Origin of the sequence: Oceanisphaera sp. W20_SRM_FM3, from assembly GCF_052119705.1 — a bacterium.
Lineage (GTDB): Bacteria > Pseudomonadota > Gammaproteobacteria > Enterobacterales > Aeromonadaceae > Oceanimonas.
The window spans coordinates 20,161-36,347 of record NZ_JBGQOP010000024.1; the positions used below are offsets into that span (position 1 = coordinate 20,161).

The following is a 16,187-nucleotide window of genomic DNA, read 5'->3' on the forward strand; positions in this document are numbered from 1 at the left end:
CCCTGTCAATAGACAAATGTGTCACTACGATTAGCCACAAGTGTACGCAATGAGTAAAATGGAATCAACACAAAAGGTCATCATGTTGATGACATAAATGGCACTGTAAAAAGTGAGCTAAAAAAGCAGTGTTAGAATGGAGGAACGATCATGATAGTGGCTGGATATGTTGATATGGCTGACGAGGCAAGAGCTGAGCGGATAAAGAATACCATCATGGGCTATGGCACCTATGATGACATGGCAGACAAAACCGGCATAGGCTCCCGAACACTAATGAGGATGGCGACGGCAAAGACAGAGCCTAAGTTCGCAGATGTAATAAAAATAGCTGAAATTACGGGGACAGAACTGTCCTGGCTGGCGTTCGGAGAGGTGAAGGAATACGCCGACCTTGATGAAATGCACATGGTACAGGCGCTTAAAACCCTAAGCGAAGAGTCGAAAGATACGCTGAAAAAGCTGATTCACAGAATGACCTTGGCTGATAAGGTGCTTGAGCACATGGCCGAGGGAAAAATGTAACCCGACTAACACAGTGGCTAGCATATGATCATGTGCTAGCCACTTCTACGCTGTAGCTCAAGAATCAAGCCTAACCACGAAACGGAATCTGATGCACGAGCATCGGCTTGCATTAAAAGTGCCTCGCCCAGAGCTGCCATCCCTTCAAACAAACCACCATGATACTTAGCGTAATCATCAATCAGCTCATTTAACTGCTGGTCAAGCTCATGTTTATCCTTGGACATGCATGTTCCTAGAGTTGAGCCACTGCGCATAATAGCAGGTTATATTACGGGTCGAGCTTGGCACCCAGACGACCGCAAAAAGACGCGGCCCGTCTGGATTGAGCTCGATCGGCCGGTGCTTCGCATGTTACCGGCCGAAATCCCTCAACATAACCCTGCGATCACATTATGCGAAGTGACGGATAAAAGAAAAAGGCCGTGTTAACGGCCTCTAATTTTACTGACTATTCTCTAACTGGCTATGTCGATAATACAGGTACAACAAACCTATCGGTGCAATAAAAATAGCAAAAACCCAACACACCATCATGGTGATCAGTTTTACAAGCAACATCATGATGGCATTGACGAAGAACACATTATTTCCCATCACAAAGTCAATGATGCTTTCGTACACAAAGCGTGAGTACGGATACAGCAACGAGCTAATCACCGTGAAAGCGATCGTCCCCGCAGAGACACCGGTTTCGGTGTTAGATTCCATAAGGATTATCATGGCTGGGAATATCAAACCAAAAGCAAATTGCCTTGCATAGTAAGCCTTTGATAACCCCCCAAGGGTTTTAGCAATGATCGGGTGCATTTTTTATCTCCGTGTGTAGTTTTATTGGTTGTTATATAGCCTATAGAGCGTATCTCAATTGGATATGAAACATAAGCCTCAAAGCGTCCCAAAATGAGGAAGTCCACTATTAAAGACAGTGGACTTCCTCATTACAGGATCGTATTTACCATAATATCAATGCGATCGCAGTGGTTGTGTTGTCTTAGGTTCACAGACGTTAACTAGACTCACTATCAGTGACCAAGTACCCTGCTCGTTTATGACAGTTTGTACAATACACTTGTGATAAGCCCTCGGCAGGCTCACAATTATGACCTTAAAATCATTCACAAACTTATTCATAAACAGGACGTTAAGCATGCATTACCGCACAGTAATAGAGTTGAAAGGTTTTTTGAGAGACGCCTTCAACCAGGTGCTTGAAGAGATTGAGTTGTTATTAGAAGAAATGCCACAGAGCAGACAAGACGTTATCGCAGATATTAAGCGTAACCTCAGCTTAGAAGATGGCACCTTACAGCTGGGTTTAGAAGGGAGCAATAAGCAAGAAAAGCCTTTGGTAGTGGAGATGTTAACCGTGGCCTTAGCAGGCGCCAAAGAAATGGCCAAGGCCGAAGAAGATAACGCCGAGCTTAAGCGTCTGGTTAAGTACGAGCAGACCTTTACCTTGTTTAAAAACACCAATAACTGGGACACCTCTATCGTAGAGTCGCCAGATGAAGAAGCCGAATTCGACGAAGAAGATTAAGTCTCTACAGCGGTCAGCTTGAAGCCGACAGTCAAAGCCAAAAAGCGCCAGACCTTGTAGCCCAGCGCTTTGGCTGCTGGTCCCGTATCAGCGGGATTTCTTTAAAAATCCCGCTTGGGCTTGCCAACATCTCGGCTGCACGCTTTAGCCAAGCGCCCTGCTCTTTATATGCTTGAGCTCATTCAACTTTTAGGCTGTTTAGGAAACCGAATGTAGGCGGGTATTTCTATCAAGTCTTGTCCTTCAAGGGCCCTTTTGGTGGAATCACTTACTCGATGGCTTTGCTCGCGCGATAACGCTTGCTGTAATTCTTCAGAGGTCACGCCAAAAATCTTGCCCGCCACCATTAAGCCATTGATAAAGCTTTTCGCCTTCGCCCGCTCTATAGCTGACTGCTCAAAGTCGACAAAATAATCTCTAAACGAGGCTTGCAGATAGTCTAAGTACTCTTGTTTTCTATCGGCTTGCTTGTTGTCCATAACCCTATACTCCTAATAAATCCATTGTTTGCAAGTCAAAGGTCGAGCATTAACCAGCCTGCGCCGCTGATGTCAATCAGGTAGATGGCGATCCATAAAGTGGCGAAGGCGTTAATGATAATGCTGCTCTAATAAATGCCACAGTGACCGCGGACACCGAGATAGCAACCAAAAACATCGTAAACTCGCGCCCTATCGGCTGTAGCTCTTTACATGCTAGAAACACAGGATTTTCTTTATTTATATTAAGAGCAGCAAGTTCGAGCCGATGTTTCAAATCAAATTATGTATGTTGGCATAATTTATATAGTCCTAGTTAACTACCCTGCTAACACAAATGCGGCGTATTACCCTACCCAAAAAACCAGTAGCAAACGGCGATGGCTGCCAATACACCCGCCAGCTCGGCAAGTAGTGCGCAGCCTACGGCATGGCGGGCACGTTTAATGCCCACGGCACCAAAGTACACTGCCAACACGTAAAAGGTGGTTTCGGTGCTGCCTTGAATGGTGGCTGCTACCAAGGCGGCAAAGCTGTCAACCCCTTGGCTTTGCATGGTTTCAATGAGCATGGCTCGCGCCGCACTGCCCGAGAAAGGTTTAACCAGCGCCGTGGGCAGCGCATCCACAAAGCGGGTGTCCCAGTGCAACCACTCCACCAGCCAGCGAATGCCGTTTAAGCCAAACTCTAATGCGCCGGAGGCGCGTAATACCCCCACCGCACACAGCATGGCAATTAAATACGGCAGCAAGTCTTTGGCGACCTGAAAGCCCTCTTTCGCGCCTTCCACAAAGGTTTCATAAACCGCCACTTTGCGCACCATGCCCAGCAGCATAAAGCTGATAATGATGCCAAATAGCGTCAGATTACCCAGTAACGACGAAAAGCCCGCCAAAGCAGTCGCGCTTAAGGTAGCAAGAAACGCCATAAACAATCCCAGCAGTAAGGCACAGGGTACTAAATAGGCCAGCACCACTGGGTGCCAAATGCGCAGGCGCTGCATAAAAGCCACCGTTAACAGCCCCACTAAACTGGAGGCACTGGTGGCCAAGAGAATGGGCAAGAATACCAAAGTAGGATCGGCGGCGCCCTGCTGTGCGCGATACATAAAAATGCTAACTGGCAACAAAGTGAGCGAAGAGGCATTAAGCACTAAAAACAAGATTTGCGCGTTACTGGCACTGCTGTCGGATGGGTTCAACTCTTGAAGCGAGCGCATGGCTTTCAAGCCAATGGGCGTGGCGGCATTATCTAGCCCTAAGCCGTTGGCGGCAAAGTTGAGGGTAATTAAACCCAGAGCGGGGTGGCCACGGGGAACTTCTGGCATTAATTTGGCAAATAACGGCCCCAGTAATCTAGCTAAGGTGTCGACTAAGCCCGCTTGTTCGGCAATTTTTAAAAAGCCCAGCCAAAGCGTCAGTGTGCCAAACAGCAACAGCATAATCTCCACAGACAATTTGGCCATAGCAAACAGGCTTTCGACCATGGCCGCCCAGATCTCGGGTTCGCCGCCCCACCAGCGCACGACGCCCGCCACTGTGGCCACCAAGAAAAAACTTAGCCATAAGCCGTTTAACATCTACTCTGCTCCTGCCGGGTTAATAATTAATGCCGCTCATTGAGTGCTAATAAGAGTGCGGCTGTGTGGGCATCGGGCTCGCCATCAAAACGCGCGGGTCGGTATTTCATCTGAAATGCCGCCACTACATTGCGGGTTTCTTTATCTAATTTTCCATGCTGCGGCACTTTATAGCCTACCTCGGCCAGCTGAGTTTGAAACCAAGCAAGGGGCGGCAATTGTTTATTAAACATTGCTTGATGCTTGGTCACCAATGTTGGCGATGGCCAGTGAATTAAGCCGGCTTTAGCTAACCGTTGCCACGGGAAAAGCGGGCCCGGATCCAATTTACGCTGCGGTGCTATATCACTGTGCCCGACTATGCGGTCTGCAGTTAAGCTGTTAGCTGCTAAGTTATGGCGTTGCATAATGTCTTTTAATAATACGATTAAGGCGTCAATTTGTGGCTCGCTCCAGGGCTGCCATTGCCTGCCTTTTGGCGTATCAATGTAACCCACATGCACCATTTCAATGCCAATGGAGCTAGCGTTTAACCAAGTACGGCCCTGCCACTGGCTATCGCCCGCGTGCCAAGCGCGTTGGTTTTCATCGACTAACCGATAGATGGTGGCCGCTTGTTTGGCTGTTTCGGGTTCAGAGATTAAGTAATGACTGCTCACTTGGCCTTGGGTTAGTACCTCTAACGAGCGTGACAATTTACTGGCCGTGTAATGCAGCACTATATACTGTACTCGGCTATCTTGGCTCATAGCTTGATAGCTATCATTAAACTTAAGCTCAGCGCAGCCAGTTAACAGCAGCAGCCCACATATCCATATACACCCGCGAAATTTCATGCGTGATCCCTGTCAATTTATAAGCGCCATTCTCTAACTGTACGCTTTTTTAATACCCATTTTTAAAATTGCGGTAGCCGTTTCGTAGTGACGAATTATTTCAGCTGATTACCCTCGACGTAAAGCTGCCGACCTATTTTTTATAATGACGAAGGATACAGGGTTAACTGGGTTATTTCAGCCACAGAGCCGATGCAGTCAGTGCTTAAACACGGTGAAGAAAAGTCCGAATACCCTGTCCATTCATCATGCGCACCATCAGCGTTATTTATCTTGTTAGCCATTCATTGCAGTTTTTCACAGGAGGATTGCGTTTTACTGCCATTTTCTTATACGAATAAGTATGTTGGCATAATATAGATAATCCTCATCCAAACTTGCTCAGTATCGTGCTGAACGCTGATCAGGCTTGAACACATGGCTTAGTTATGATCTATATAAGTACTAACGAGTAACACCGCCTGCTGCCTTTGTTTTATTTGCCCAAACCGGAGCCTAGCTATGTTTCATCGCAAGGGTCACTCAAGAACGCAAACCAAAGCCGAAGAAGCGGCCAACACCATTAGCCACGGCTTAGGACTGATTGCCGCTCTTGTGGGCGCGCCTTTGTTAACTATGCAGGCCGCGCGCATGGGCGACACCTTATTTGTAGTGGGCGCCAGCCTATTCGCCATCACCATTATTTTTATGTATCTCAGCTCTTCTCTTTATCATTTTTTACCGCAAGGCAAAGCCAAACATGCTTTTAGGGTGCTTGAACACTGCGCGATTTTTTTGCTCATTGCCGGTACCTACACCCCTATTCTGCTCGGCGTTTTATATGGCGCTTGGGGCTGGGCCTTGCTGACTGTCGTGTGGGGCATCGCCTTGCTCGGCCTATTTTTAAAAGTATTTGCCCAGCACTTACCCTTGGCGCTCTCTACTGGGCTCTATTTATTAATGGGCTGGATAATAGTCGTAGCGTTAAAACCTCTCATCGCAGCAATGCCGATTGATGGGATCTATTTGCTCGTGGCTGGTGGCGTCAGCTATAGCCTCGGCGTCATCTTTTTTGTGTTTGATGATCGCCTGCCCTTCGGCCACTTCATCTGGCACTTGTGGGTATTGGGCGGCACCACATGTCACTACTTTGCCGTGTACTGGTATGGAGCCTAATGGAAGCCAGCCCCACCTCTGTTAGTTATACGACCATGTGAGACTGCATGATGAAGGTATAGGTGACGCAGAGAACACAGCTTTAGATAAAATAGCGTTATATTCAATAGTGAGGGTGTTTGGATAATTTCATAAGTATACGAATGGAGCCGAATAGATATCTACACTACGCCTCTGTCTGGAGCCGCCTGCTCAAACAAGTAAAGTCTGGGCTTAGTCACGATTGCTACGTATGCTTCACATCTAGTCCACCTCACCCACTTACAGGATGATTTTATGCGCACTCACACTCCTCGTTTATCGCTTGCGATGCTATTAATCGCGTCATTGACAAATGCTGGCTTAGTTCAGGCACAAGACGCGCTTGCTAACCAAGAGGTCACTGACGTTGAGCAGCCTTATGATCAAGATGCTGATGGCGAGCAACGAGCTAAAAAAGCGGGAGAGAATCTGATTGGTCAGCCAGGGCCCAAAGCGGTGTTGACCACTTTAGAGGGAGATGCGTTAGATCTGACCAAGCTTTACGGCCATAAACCGATATACCTCAAATTTTGGGCGACTTGGTGTGTGCCATGTCGCCAACAAATGCCTAGCTTTCAAGCATTTCAAGAAGCTCACGGTGATGAGATTCAGGTGGTAGCAGTTAATACTGGGTTTGCCGATACAGCCAAAGCAGCGGCCGGGTACCGTAAAAAGCTGGGTTTAACCATGCCAGTTGCCGTGGACGACGGCACCTTGGCTAAGGTATTTAATTTACGTGTCACGCCACAACATGTGCTGATAGACCGCAGTGGTCGCATTGCGTACGTGGGCCACAGCGATGATCAGGAATTAAAGGATGCGCTACAAAAACTATTAACAGATGACGGCGAACACCCCGCGCCGGTGCAAGACACAAAGCGGGTATCGGTCGCAGATGATGCATTGAAGCTTGGGGATACCATTACTGGGTTAACCGTGCGCACGCTTGAGGGAAAAACCCTTGATGTAGCACGCACCAATGTCGATAAGCCGTTAGGGCTGGTCTTTTTTGCTACTTGGTGTGAGTCGTATCTTGAGGAAAGTAAACCCGAGACCTCTGTGGCATGCACGCGGGTACGAGAAAACGTGAACAAGCTGAGTCAGCGTGATGATATTGAGTGGCTAGCCGTAGCATCAGGACTGTGGACCGAGCAAGCTGATGTAGACAGCTATCTTGAAACCACGGAAGTAAAAGTGCCTGTGGCGCTAGATACCGACGGCGCCCTGTTTCGTGAATTTGGTATTCAGCAAATTCCCAGTGTGGTATTGATTAATGGCCAGGGTAAATGGAGCCAGTTAATCGGCCCGCAAGACACGAACCTTAATAGCGCAGTCACAACGATATTGGCACCATAATTAGGTCGCTCAGAACTTCAACGAACGTAAATAATCTTGTGTTATACGCGGGGCCAACGGCCCCGCTTCAGGTGTTTAATGCCCAGCCACTAGGCTGTAATCAGAAATAAGGCTTTCCAAAGGGATCTTTAACCCATCAGACAAACTTCTTATCATCCCCAAATTTAACTTACGCCTTCTGTTCAAAACATCAGAGACTCGGCTACGATGGCCAAAAAACGGCACCATATCTTCTTTAGTTAACCCCTGCTGCTCTATGCGAAACTTAATGGCCTCTATTGGGTCAGGTGGGAACACCACAGCTCATCAATGCTATCCATGGCAGCATTGTAGTCTTGCTCTGTGCGTATGGGTGTAATTCTCATTGCGACCTCCGGCTTAACCAATTTTCTTCAGCTCTGTTCTTAACCATGTTCTTAAATCCCGGTGGCATCAATCTTGTCATATTCAGCATTAATGCCAATAAATCTAACTTTGCACCACTGCCGAGGATAATCCAATGGGTATTGGGCGACACCACATGTCACTACTTTGCCGTGTACTGGTATGGAGCTTAATAAAGACCAGCGAGCTCAATGAGCAATGCTGACTAAAGCTTTAGTACGGCGCCTAAACAAGGCGCTTTTTTATGCATGAAGTCAAGCATGTTGGCATAACGAAGCACTAACTAAGCATCACTTACATAACTACGAATGTAACGTGCTAGCCGCTAACCGTATGCTTGCTCCAGTTTTTCAAGCTCTTTAAACAGCCGAATAAACAGGTGTGGATACACTCTGCCCGCCAAGCTCCCCATGCGCACAAAGTCTACATCCAGCAGCGGCATCAAGGTGTCGGCGTTAAGCTCGCCGCGCAAGGCATGCCAACGGTAAATACTAGGTTGGCGCATGAGCTTTAATTTAAGGTTACTTATCTGACCGACTAAATAAACGCCCTTTGCCTCATCAAGCCATAACCCTTTTAATCCAGGTATCGAGCGCAACCAAACTCGTGGATCATAGATAGGTCGGTTAAGAGTAGCGGACAACCATTGCCACCAGAGACCAAACAGATTTTTATCCTTGCCTACGCTAAGCTCAGCACGCTTATTAAAGGCCTTGCGCAGCGGCTCAAAACTCACCTTTTCCAATGCTCCCTGCTCGACCAGCACCTGTTGCCAGTCGAGACACAGCTGCGGCAAATGGGTTAGTAACTTTTGCAACATATGCTCAGACACCGTTTCTCCAGTGATCAACATTTGGCGTAGCACTGCAGGCCTCGGCTTATATTGGTAGTCATGCGGTAAGCGCCAGCTGGCCAAGGGATAGTTTTCTTTGCGCCCAGCCAAGATAGGCGTTATCTCACCGAGCCCTTGCGGCGTTAAAATAGGCGTATGGTGCTGGGGGCTTTGTAGTAACAGCTGTTGCTGGCCTTGTAATAAAATCACCTGCTTTTTTATAAACTTATCGACGTCTGTATTGATCTCTTGCTGCGGGCTATAACCATAAGGCCATTGCTGGAGCAGTGTCGCTAACAACGTTTGGCAGTCTATGTTATGCCGTGCCAATAGCGCATTTAAACGCAACCGCGTTGAGGGATCAGATAAGGTTAAGGGCAACACCTGCGGCCGATCGTCTTGTACAGTGAACAGACAGCCTTCGGCAACCAAGCTAATATCGGCTAGGTGTGCCGCATGCCATGGTAAATAGCCAGAGATGCGGGCACAGGGGTCGCGCATTAATTGCTTAAAATGCAGTTCTTTCACACACACGGCCAATTTAATGGCCAAGCTATTGGCACAGGCTAAAAGATCGGCAAACTGATAGGCGTAATAGTCTTTATGGACCTCGGTTATCTGGTCTTCTTCATCTCGACTAAACCACTGCTCAATATTAATTTTCGCGTCCATTTCATTAGGATTAATGATCAGGTGCTGGACGGCGGCATTGGGCACGGCGTGCATTTTACCCTGCGTAATATGATAAGGATCATCGGGCAAGCCTTTACCTTGATCCAATATCACTAAATAACGCTGCTGGGGTAAAAAACAAATATCATGCAAGTCATTCGTGGGCGCGAGCGGCAGGCGTAGCTCAACCTCAACGCCCTGTTTGGTGAGCAAGGATTGAAAAAAAGGCTGCAGCTTGGCAAAGGGGATCTCTATATTTTCACGTGCATCAATTAAGGTTATTGGAAAGTTAGCAACCGGCAATGAGGCTAAGCGTTGCTGGCCTTCTTTATGGTGCGCCTCATAATGCGTGATGTTCAACTGTTCGGCTTGTAAAACAAAGCCATAGCCAAGAGCCAATTCTGTGAAGGTTTCTACCACTTGTTGAATAACATAACTGCGGCTGGCATTGAGGCCTTTAGGCGAGGTTAAGTCTAAAAAAGGTCGCTGCTGACGGGTGTTTTTGGACTTAACGATTTCTCGGTATAACACCGCCTCTTCTTTACCTTGGCCACAAAACCAGCGCGCAAACCAGCCATCTTGGCCCCGCTCCCATAATCGGCCGCGCCTAGCCTCGCCCACTTTCAGTTTACGTAGCATCACGTTACTAAAGCTAAGCTGCACTTCGGTCGTACATTTATCGCGGCGCTGGCGCACGACTGCGTCTATGTCTATGGTCTCAACACCAGGGTTGGCGCCAGCCCATTCGTCCAGTTTTAATAGCGGCTTGCCCAAGGCGCGATAGCCTTGAGTTTTTCCTGCTTGATGGCCTACGCGGCGCAAGAGCAATTTTAGCCAAATATGATTATGCACAGGGGCATAGCTGACGCGCTCTGGTACCAGCTCGGAGCCGTCATCGGCTTTAATAATGGGTAAGCGGTCTGACTCGTTTTGCAATGCCACATATAAGTAGGGACCACACAAATAATAGGGATAAGAATGGGCCGACAGCTGAGTGTCCAGGCATTCACGCCATTGCCAGAATTTGACACCAGCCATGGTTAATGGATAGCGGTAGACCGGCAGTAAGTCGGCTTTTTCTACCTTAATGCCATCATCTCGATAGGTTAATAACGACGTTTTCAAGACACTCATGACTCTTCCTTAAGTGACGGATTTATATAGGAGGTTGACTGCGGGTTAATATAACTCTGCGCTAAATAACGGTGAGCTAATTCACAAAGACCGTTAAAACCTGAGGTGATGCTATTAGGGTGTTCCGGATGCAAAGCACCGGCCAGCACTAAAATGGGCGCCGTGGCGATATCGGTCGGCGCCAGCGATAAATCTACGCCCTTTAAACTGGCATCGGCCTCTGAGCCCACTAAGTTAATCACCACCAATCGGGCGTTAGGGTCACCGTATTGGCGTAGCTGCTTCACCTTGTCGCTCAAAGCCTGCCAATAGTTATCAACTGACGCGGGTGCGGCTAGCCAAGCTTGAAACTTGGCTTCTGCCTGAGCGAGGGAGTTTAAGCCCCAATATTTAGCATCCACATACAGGGGCGTGCCGCTTAAGTGAAAGTCATACACTTCTAAGGTGTGTTTGTGTAATAGGCCGCTATGAGTCGACAACTGGTTGGCAGCAAACAAGGCGCGAATGCTTTCTTCTCCTATACGCCCTTGTAGGATGCGCTGGCTAAAAGCCGGGTGAAATAAATACTGCTCTTCTAAACCGCTATTTATCTCACCGCTGGTTGCATAACCATGACGTTTGAACCATTGATTAATGGCTTGATGATGATTAACCCAGCGATATAAGGGCGCCAGTCGATAACGACTTGCCTCTGGGCTGGACGATGCCATAAAGCGATTATCTGGCCGTCGCCATACCCCTGTCACCGGATCGGCGCCAGCCGGTAAGATAATACAGGCCCACTCTTTTAAGGTGATGGTTGCACAAGGTAGCCCCAGATCTTGGCCACTAAATTGGCATGCAAGATCGCGACGCAAGGCGGCTCGGCCCAGCGTTTCCCAGGTGCGTTGTAGCGCGGTTACGTCAATAACCTGCTGGTCAGGCTCCCGAGAGCGGCGGATCCGTCCTATTAAATGCTGATCTATCACTTCTTTTATTTGCTGCGCGTCTTGTATTGAACTAAATAACAGTGCCAGTGCCGACTGCGGATCTTGGCGCTCTTGCAAAGCAGCAAACACCCCCTGATTTAAGCAACTCAGCATAGGCTTATGCTGGGCATAGCCGTGGGGATCATCAGCATATTGCTGCAAGGTATCTGCTAGCGTGTTGTGTATGACTACTCGGGTGTGTGCCATAGGTGCCCATACCCGCTCAATACGGCCAACTTGTTGCTGCACGTCTGCGGTGAGATTCAGCACATAATCAAAGGTATTTTTGTAAAATTGATTGTTCAGACGACTAATTTCGCGGGCGTTGCCTTGCATTAAGCTGGCAATAAAGTGCCGATAATCGAACTCACTTAAGTAACTTGCTTGGCGTAACTTTTGTAGTTGGCGAAGATGAAAGCCGGTATCAACCATGGGCGGCTGACCAGGCTGTTGTTGAGGCGGCGAAAAGTAAAAATGGCGACCTTCATACAAATATAAACAGCTTAAATCCTGATCTTGTAGCTGGCCATGGCGCAACATTGGCGTATTAAGATTAATACCGTTGGTGGCCGATGCCACCTGAGTGAGTACCACTACCTTAACGCCACTCGAAAAGGCTTGAGCATAATGTTGAGCAAACATGAGGTCGCGTTGGCTTTGAGCGGTAAGCAAGCACAGGATCAAAGGCTGACCGCTACACCACAGCGGCACAAAGCTGGAAGAATCTAAAAAAGTCTCAAAACCCGCTTGCTCTGCAGCTGGCTTTACACTGAGCACAGATGCTAAGCAGGCTCGACTGGCCTGTGCCGATGGGCACTCCAGCCATTTACGCATGAAGCGAATCGAGTTGGCATAGGCTAAATGCCCAAGATGGTACTCCTCACTGACTGCCGCCAGACAAATAATACGCAGCATGGCATGCAGACTGTGGCTTCGGTATTCAAGGGCAGTCTCTGAGATAGCCGTGTTTAACGTCGCTTGGTTATCATCTTGAAAGAAATCCGCCGGTAATTGCGCTAAGGCTTGCCTAATACATTGGCCGACCGGTGAAGTATGCTCGGTAAAGTCCGTTACCTGCAGCTCAAACTGATTATTACGGCGATCGGCTTTAATATGCTGTAAATGCTGAATTAACTGCTGTTGGGCTGAGTCACTCTCCGCATTAGGTGTGATGGGGATAGGCTGCGGTTCCGGCTTGTCAGACGTAGTACTGGCTAACTGACGCGCTCGGCTAATTTCATGCAAGGCGCCATATACCCATCTCATATCAAAATGTCCCACAGTGCGCGCCAGCATAGCGGTGGCGGATAAGCCAAAGACCAGATTGCGACTGGCCAAGGCAACCAGCAGAGCCTCAGGCGTGGTGGGTATATGGGCGCGCTTCTGCCTAATGCGCAGTTTGTCGATTTGCTCTGTTGCGGGCGTAAATAGCCAGCAACTAAAACCATGTAATTGCGCTTGGGTATGAGGCAAGGTGTTAGTTTTGGCTAATTCAGCCAGTTCTGGCAAGTGAGTATTTGGCGCGTCTCCCATTAGCACCGCCCAACTGAAATGGCGTTGATAATGACCACTTCTATAGTCGTTAACGCCATTAAACAACAAGTGCATAAACTCATTCCGTACACTATTACCTGATCCCAGCTGTGCTTCTATCGGCAGGCGCGCCAATACGGCTAAGGTATGGCGTAACAACTGCTCAAGCTCAGAAAAAAAGTAGCCCGCATTCACGCTATTTGCAGACGGCGTATTGGCTACGAGCAAGCTGTGATCTTGGGGCAGTAAATACGTCGGCTTATCGGTAATGGTGTAATCCGAGTGAAATAAATAACGGCTAATAAACGGGCTATGCTCGTCTTGGATCAAGGCACGGTGCCGAGGGAAGAGAATACCTTGTTCTTTAAGGCGCGCTTGGGTATCCGTGAAATGTTGTTCGAGCTCGTCTAATACTCGATTCAGATGTTCATCTTGGCGATTCGCGGCGCGAAATCTCGGTATGGCGCGCATTCCTTCATCAAGTAACACGCCCAAGCATTGTGGTATCTCTTGGATGCGCTGAGCTTGGCTTAATAACGATAATAATACCGGCTCTTGATACTCGAACTCATCGATAAAAATAACATGGCCGTGAGTTTTTGCATCTGCCATGCGCGCGCGTTGCATACCATCATAAAAGCCGTGATAAAACTTTTGCGTACTCATTATCAATAATGGCTGCTGTTCGTCATGCCAAGCCACGGCAGGCAACAAGCGACGGATCCAAGGGTGAGCACGATATTGATGCCAAGGCGACTGGCTTAGGGTCGTTACACCTAGCTGACGCCGTCGCTTGCCATTAGATTGCTCTTGTTTAGCTGTGGGCTTAAGCTGCGCCATATTTTGTAAAATAGCGGTTTCTAATTGCTTACAGGCCACATTTAAATCGTATTCACACTGCTGCTTTAAGTCGTCCGAGTTTGGCCAGGTCGCCAAGTTTTGTAACTGCAGCGCCAAACGCTTAATAGTACTGCACAGCTCACCTAACTGCGCCACGCTACACCAGGCATTCACCCATAAACCAGCGGCAGTTAACGACGCCAGATGTTGCGACCAGTCACCGTGTGCTAAGTTTGGATCTTCATGCGCATAAGGACGACCTAACACCGCTGCCAACACTTGCTCTTGGCGAGCATAGATCACACTAACGGTAAACCCTTGCGCCTGCACATCGGCGGCCACTTGATGCAGAATATTCCACCTATGGGTAATAAAAACACCTTGTAGCTGGGTTGCCATTAACTCGCTGAGTACCGAGCGATCACCTTTCGGGCTGGGCTCGGTAATGGCCGAGGTCTTACCCAAGCCGGTCGGCCCATTGATGGTGATCAAACCGGCCAGCGCTTGATCGCCATTGCTTACTTGCGCCCGCTTAATTTGTGAATGATAAAACTGCTGATAACTCTTCATAAAAGGAGTCACACCTCACTCATGCAATAGACAGCGGTTCAAAAACATCCAATTGAGTCTAGACATGATTCCTCTATTTGCCAGTCGCTTGGCGCCATACTGTTTAATAAACAAACAAAACCCAGCTTATTCAGAACTTTATGCTGCAAGGTTTCAAAATTCCCCGAGGCTACATTAAAAATAATAGTGATTAAAACTGCAAAACCTCACTTTAACGATATGGTTTACTTGAGGGATAGCACTGTTACACTGCGCGTCTTGCTTTTTATACCTATTGGCGGCCGAGTTGCCAGTAGATGTGCTTCATGCGTGTGGTGAATACACGTATTTTTTGATGAGTGTTAACTATGCCTAATCCCACGCCTAACATGACGACGTTTGCCGAGCTTAATCTGCACCCCAATCTGGTGGCTGCGCTGCCTAACGACTGCCAACTCCCTACTGCGATACAAGCACAAGCCTTGCCCTCCATTATTGATGGCCAAGATGTGTTGGCGTTAGCACCCACCGGCAGCGGCAAGACGCTGGCGTTTGGTCTAGGCCTCTTGCAGCAGTTGTCCGTACAGCTTGCGATGTCGAAAGTTGCCGCGGCACAGCAGGTGCGTGAATTTGAGCGCTTTAGTAACAGCAACTTTAGTAACAACCTTGATTTAGCTAAAGACAGCTTTGATGACGCTGTCGCGCCGCCCTCTTTTAGTCGCGCCTATATGCAGGCGGTGATCATAGTGCCTACCCGTGAGCTGGCCGCACAAATTAGCACCGTATTAACGCCCTTGGCCGCGAGCATGCAGCTTAACGTGGGTACCTTATGCGGTGGTGTAGATCTCGAACAACAAGTGGCTGATTTTAATCAGCTAACGCCACAATTAGTGGTGGCGACTCCGGGTCGCTTATTAGACTTGCTCAAGCAAAAGCTGATCTCGTTAAAAGGCGTGCAGCATTTGGTGTTAGATGAAGCAGATCGCTTGTTAGAAATGGGCTTTTGGCCCGATGTGCAAAAGTTAATGAGTGCCATGCCTGCACTGCAACAGCAGCTGTTGTTTTCGGCAACTTTGCCTAATGAGTTAGCCGAGCAATTGCAGCAGTTATCGCCTAATGCCCATCGTTTTGCCGTGGGTCATCAAAACAGCGTGGTTGCAGGTGTCGCGCAAACTTGTTATTTGGTCAATAAAGGCAGCAAGGCCCAAGCCTTGATAGCACTCCTTAAAGAGCAATTAAGTGGGCTGCAAGTATTGGTGTTTATTAATGCCCGCGACAGTGCAGATAGTTTAAGTAAGCGCCTTAATAAGGCCGGCATAGTGGCGCTGGCGCTACATGGCGAAAAAGATCAAACGGAACGAGATCAGGCCTTATTGGCTTTTAAACAGGGAGATATTAATGTCTTGGTGGCCACCGACTTGTTAGCCCGTGGCATTGATGTAACAGCGCTACCGGTAGTGGTTAATCTGGACTTACCAGAAAGTGCCCCTGTGTATGTGCACCGCGTGGGTCGTACCGCGCGTGCCGGCTTAACAGGCATGGCGATTTCGTTGGTGAGCCATGGCGAAGCTAAGTCTTTGGCGGCCATTCGTGAGTTAACGGGGGAAGCCTTGCCCTTACAGCCATTGGCAGGCTTTGCGGTTACCGATAAGCCGAGTAATGAGCAACACAGCAAACGTCCGCCGCGCGATAAAAAAGCCAACCGCCGTAATATGACTAAACGCACCAAGTAACAGCAGCAAGTTAACACCCCCTTTATTAACTCAAAAATACCGAGCTTAGCC

12 protein-coding genes are annotated in these 16,187 nt (G+C 48.4%); 5 read left to right on the forward strand and 7 right to left on the reverse strand.

Annotated features, from left to right (window positions below; all coding sequences use genetic code 11):
• Positions 1 to 150 precede the first annotated feature (150 nt).
• Positions 151 to 525, forward strand: a complete 375-nt coding sequence (locus ACEN2G_RS11950; protein ID WP_442021807.1) for a helix-turn-helix domain-containing protein — start codon at positions 151 to 153, stop codon at positions 523 to 525.
• Positions 526 to 560: 35 nt separating this feature from the next.
• Here ACEN2G_RS11950 and ACEN2G_RS11955 read toward each other — a convergent pair whose 3' ends face one another.
• Both ACEN2G_RS11955 and ACEN2G_RS11960 read right to left on the reverse strand, forming a co-directional pair.
• Complete coding sequence (locus ACEN2G_RS11955) at positions 561 to 752, reverse strand: hypothetical protein (protein ID WP_442021809.1); 192 nt, start codon at positions 750 to 752, stop codon at positions 561 to 563.
• A 217-nt stretch (positions 753 to 969) separates the two neighbouring features.
• A complete protein-coding gene (locus ACEN2G_RS11960) occupies positions 970 to 1,335 on the reverse strand; it encodes a hypothetical protein (RefSeq protein ID WP_442021811.1) in 366 nt (121 codons plus the stop codon).
• A 340-nt stretch (positions 1,336 to 1,675) separates the two neighbouring features.
• Between ACEN2G_RS11960 and ACEN2G_RS11965 the strand changes: the two genes are divergently transcribed.
• Positions 1,676 to 2,065 (forward strand): hypothetical protein, encoded by a 390-nt coding sequence (locus ACEN2G_RS11965; protein WP_442021813.1) that lies wholly within the window; start codon positions 1,676 to 1,678, stop codon positions 2,063 to 2,065.
• Between the two features lie 182 nt (positions 2,066 to 2,247).
• Here the strand turns inward: ACEN2G_RS11965 and ACEN2G_RS11970 are convergent, their stop codons facing one another.
• From ACEN2G_RS11970 to ACEN2G_RS11980, 3 genes are all read right to left on the reverse strand, one after another.
• Entirely contained in the window at positions 2,248 to 2,544 is a 297-nt protein-coding gene (locus ACEN2G_RS11970; RefSeq protein WP_442021815.1) for a hypothetical protein, read from the reverse strand.
• Between the two features lie 352 nt (positions 2,545 to 2,896).
• Positions 2,897 to 4,123 carry a nucleoside recognition domain-containing protein gene (locus ACEN2G_RS11975; RefSeq protein ID WP_442021817.1) on the reverse strand — a complete coding sequence of 409 codons (1,227 nt, stop codon included), beginning with the start codon at positions 4,121 to 4,123 and terminating at the stop codon, positions 2,897 to 2,899.
• 26 nt (positions 4,124 to 4,149) lie between these two features.
• On the reverse strand, positions 4,150 to 4,872 hold the full coding sequence (locus tag ACEN2G_RS11980) for an N-acetylmuramoyl-L-alanine amidase (protein ID WP_442021819.1): 723 nt from the start codon (positions 4,870 to 4,872) through the stop codon (positions 4,150 to 4,152).
• 588 nt (positions 4,873 to 5,460) lie between these two features.
• Between ACEN2G_RS11980 and trhA the strand changes: the two genes are divergently transcribed.
• Together trhA and ACEN2G_RS11990 are read left to right on the forward strand one after the other, a co-directional pair.
• Positions 5,461 to 6,114 carry a PAQR family membrane homeostasis protein TrhA gene (gene trhA, locus ACEN2G_RS11985; protein ID WP_442021821.1) on the forward strand — a complete coding sequence of 218 codons (654 nt, stop codon included), beginning with the start codon at positions 5,461 to 5,463 and terminating at the stop codon, positions 6,112 to 6,114.
• A 276-nt stretch (positions 6,115 to 6,390) separates the two neighbouring features.
• Positions 6,391 to 7,491 (forward strand): TlpA family protein disulfide reductase, encoded by a 1,101-nt coding sequence (locus ACEN2G_RS11990; RefSeq protein WP_442021823.1) that lies wholly within the window; start codon positions 6,391 to 6,393, stop codon positions 7,489 to 7,491.
• Positions 7,492 to 8,200: 709 nt separating this feature from the next.
• On the opposite strand, the gene ACEN2G_RS11995 is transcribed toward ACEN2G_RS11990, so the two are convergent.
• Together ACEN2G_RS11995 and ACEN2G_RS12000 are read right to left on the reverse strand one after the other, a co-directional pair.
• Entirely contained in the window at positions 8,201 to 10,513 is a 2,313-nt protein-coding gene (locus ACEN2G_RS11995; RefSeq protein ID WP_442021825.1) for a hypothetical protein, read from the reverse strand.
• The gene (locus tag ACEN2G_RS12000; RefSeq protein WP_442021827.1) at positions 10,510 to 14,436 is read right to left on the reverse strand and encodes a hypothetical protein; all 3,927 of its coding nucleotides are present in this window, start codon (positions 14,434 to 14,436) and stop codon (positions 10,510 to 10,512) included. The genes ACEN2G_RS11995 and ACEN2G_RS12000 overlap by 4 nt, the downstream gene beginning before the upstream one ends.
• 335 nt (positions 14,437 to 14,771) lie before the next feature.
• Here ACEN2G_RS12000 and ACEN2G_RS12005 point away from each other — a divergent pair, with 335 nt between their 5' ends.
• Entirely contained in the window at positions 14,772 to 16,136 is a 1,365-nt protein-coding gene (locus tag ACEN2G_RS12005) for a DEAD/DEAH box helicase (RefSeq protein ID WP_442021829.1), read from the forward strand.
• Positions 16,137 to 16,187 lie beyond the last annotated feature (51 nt).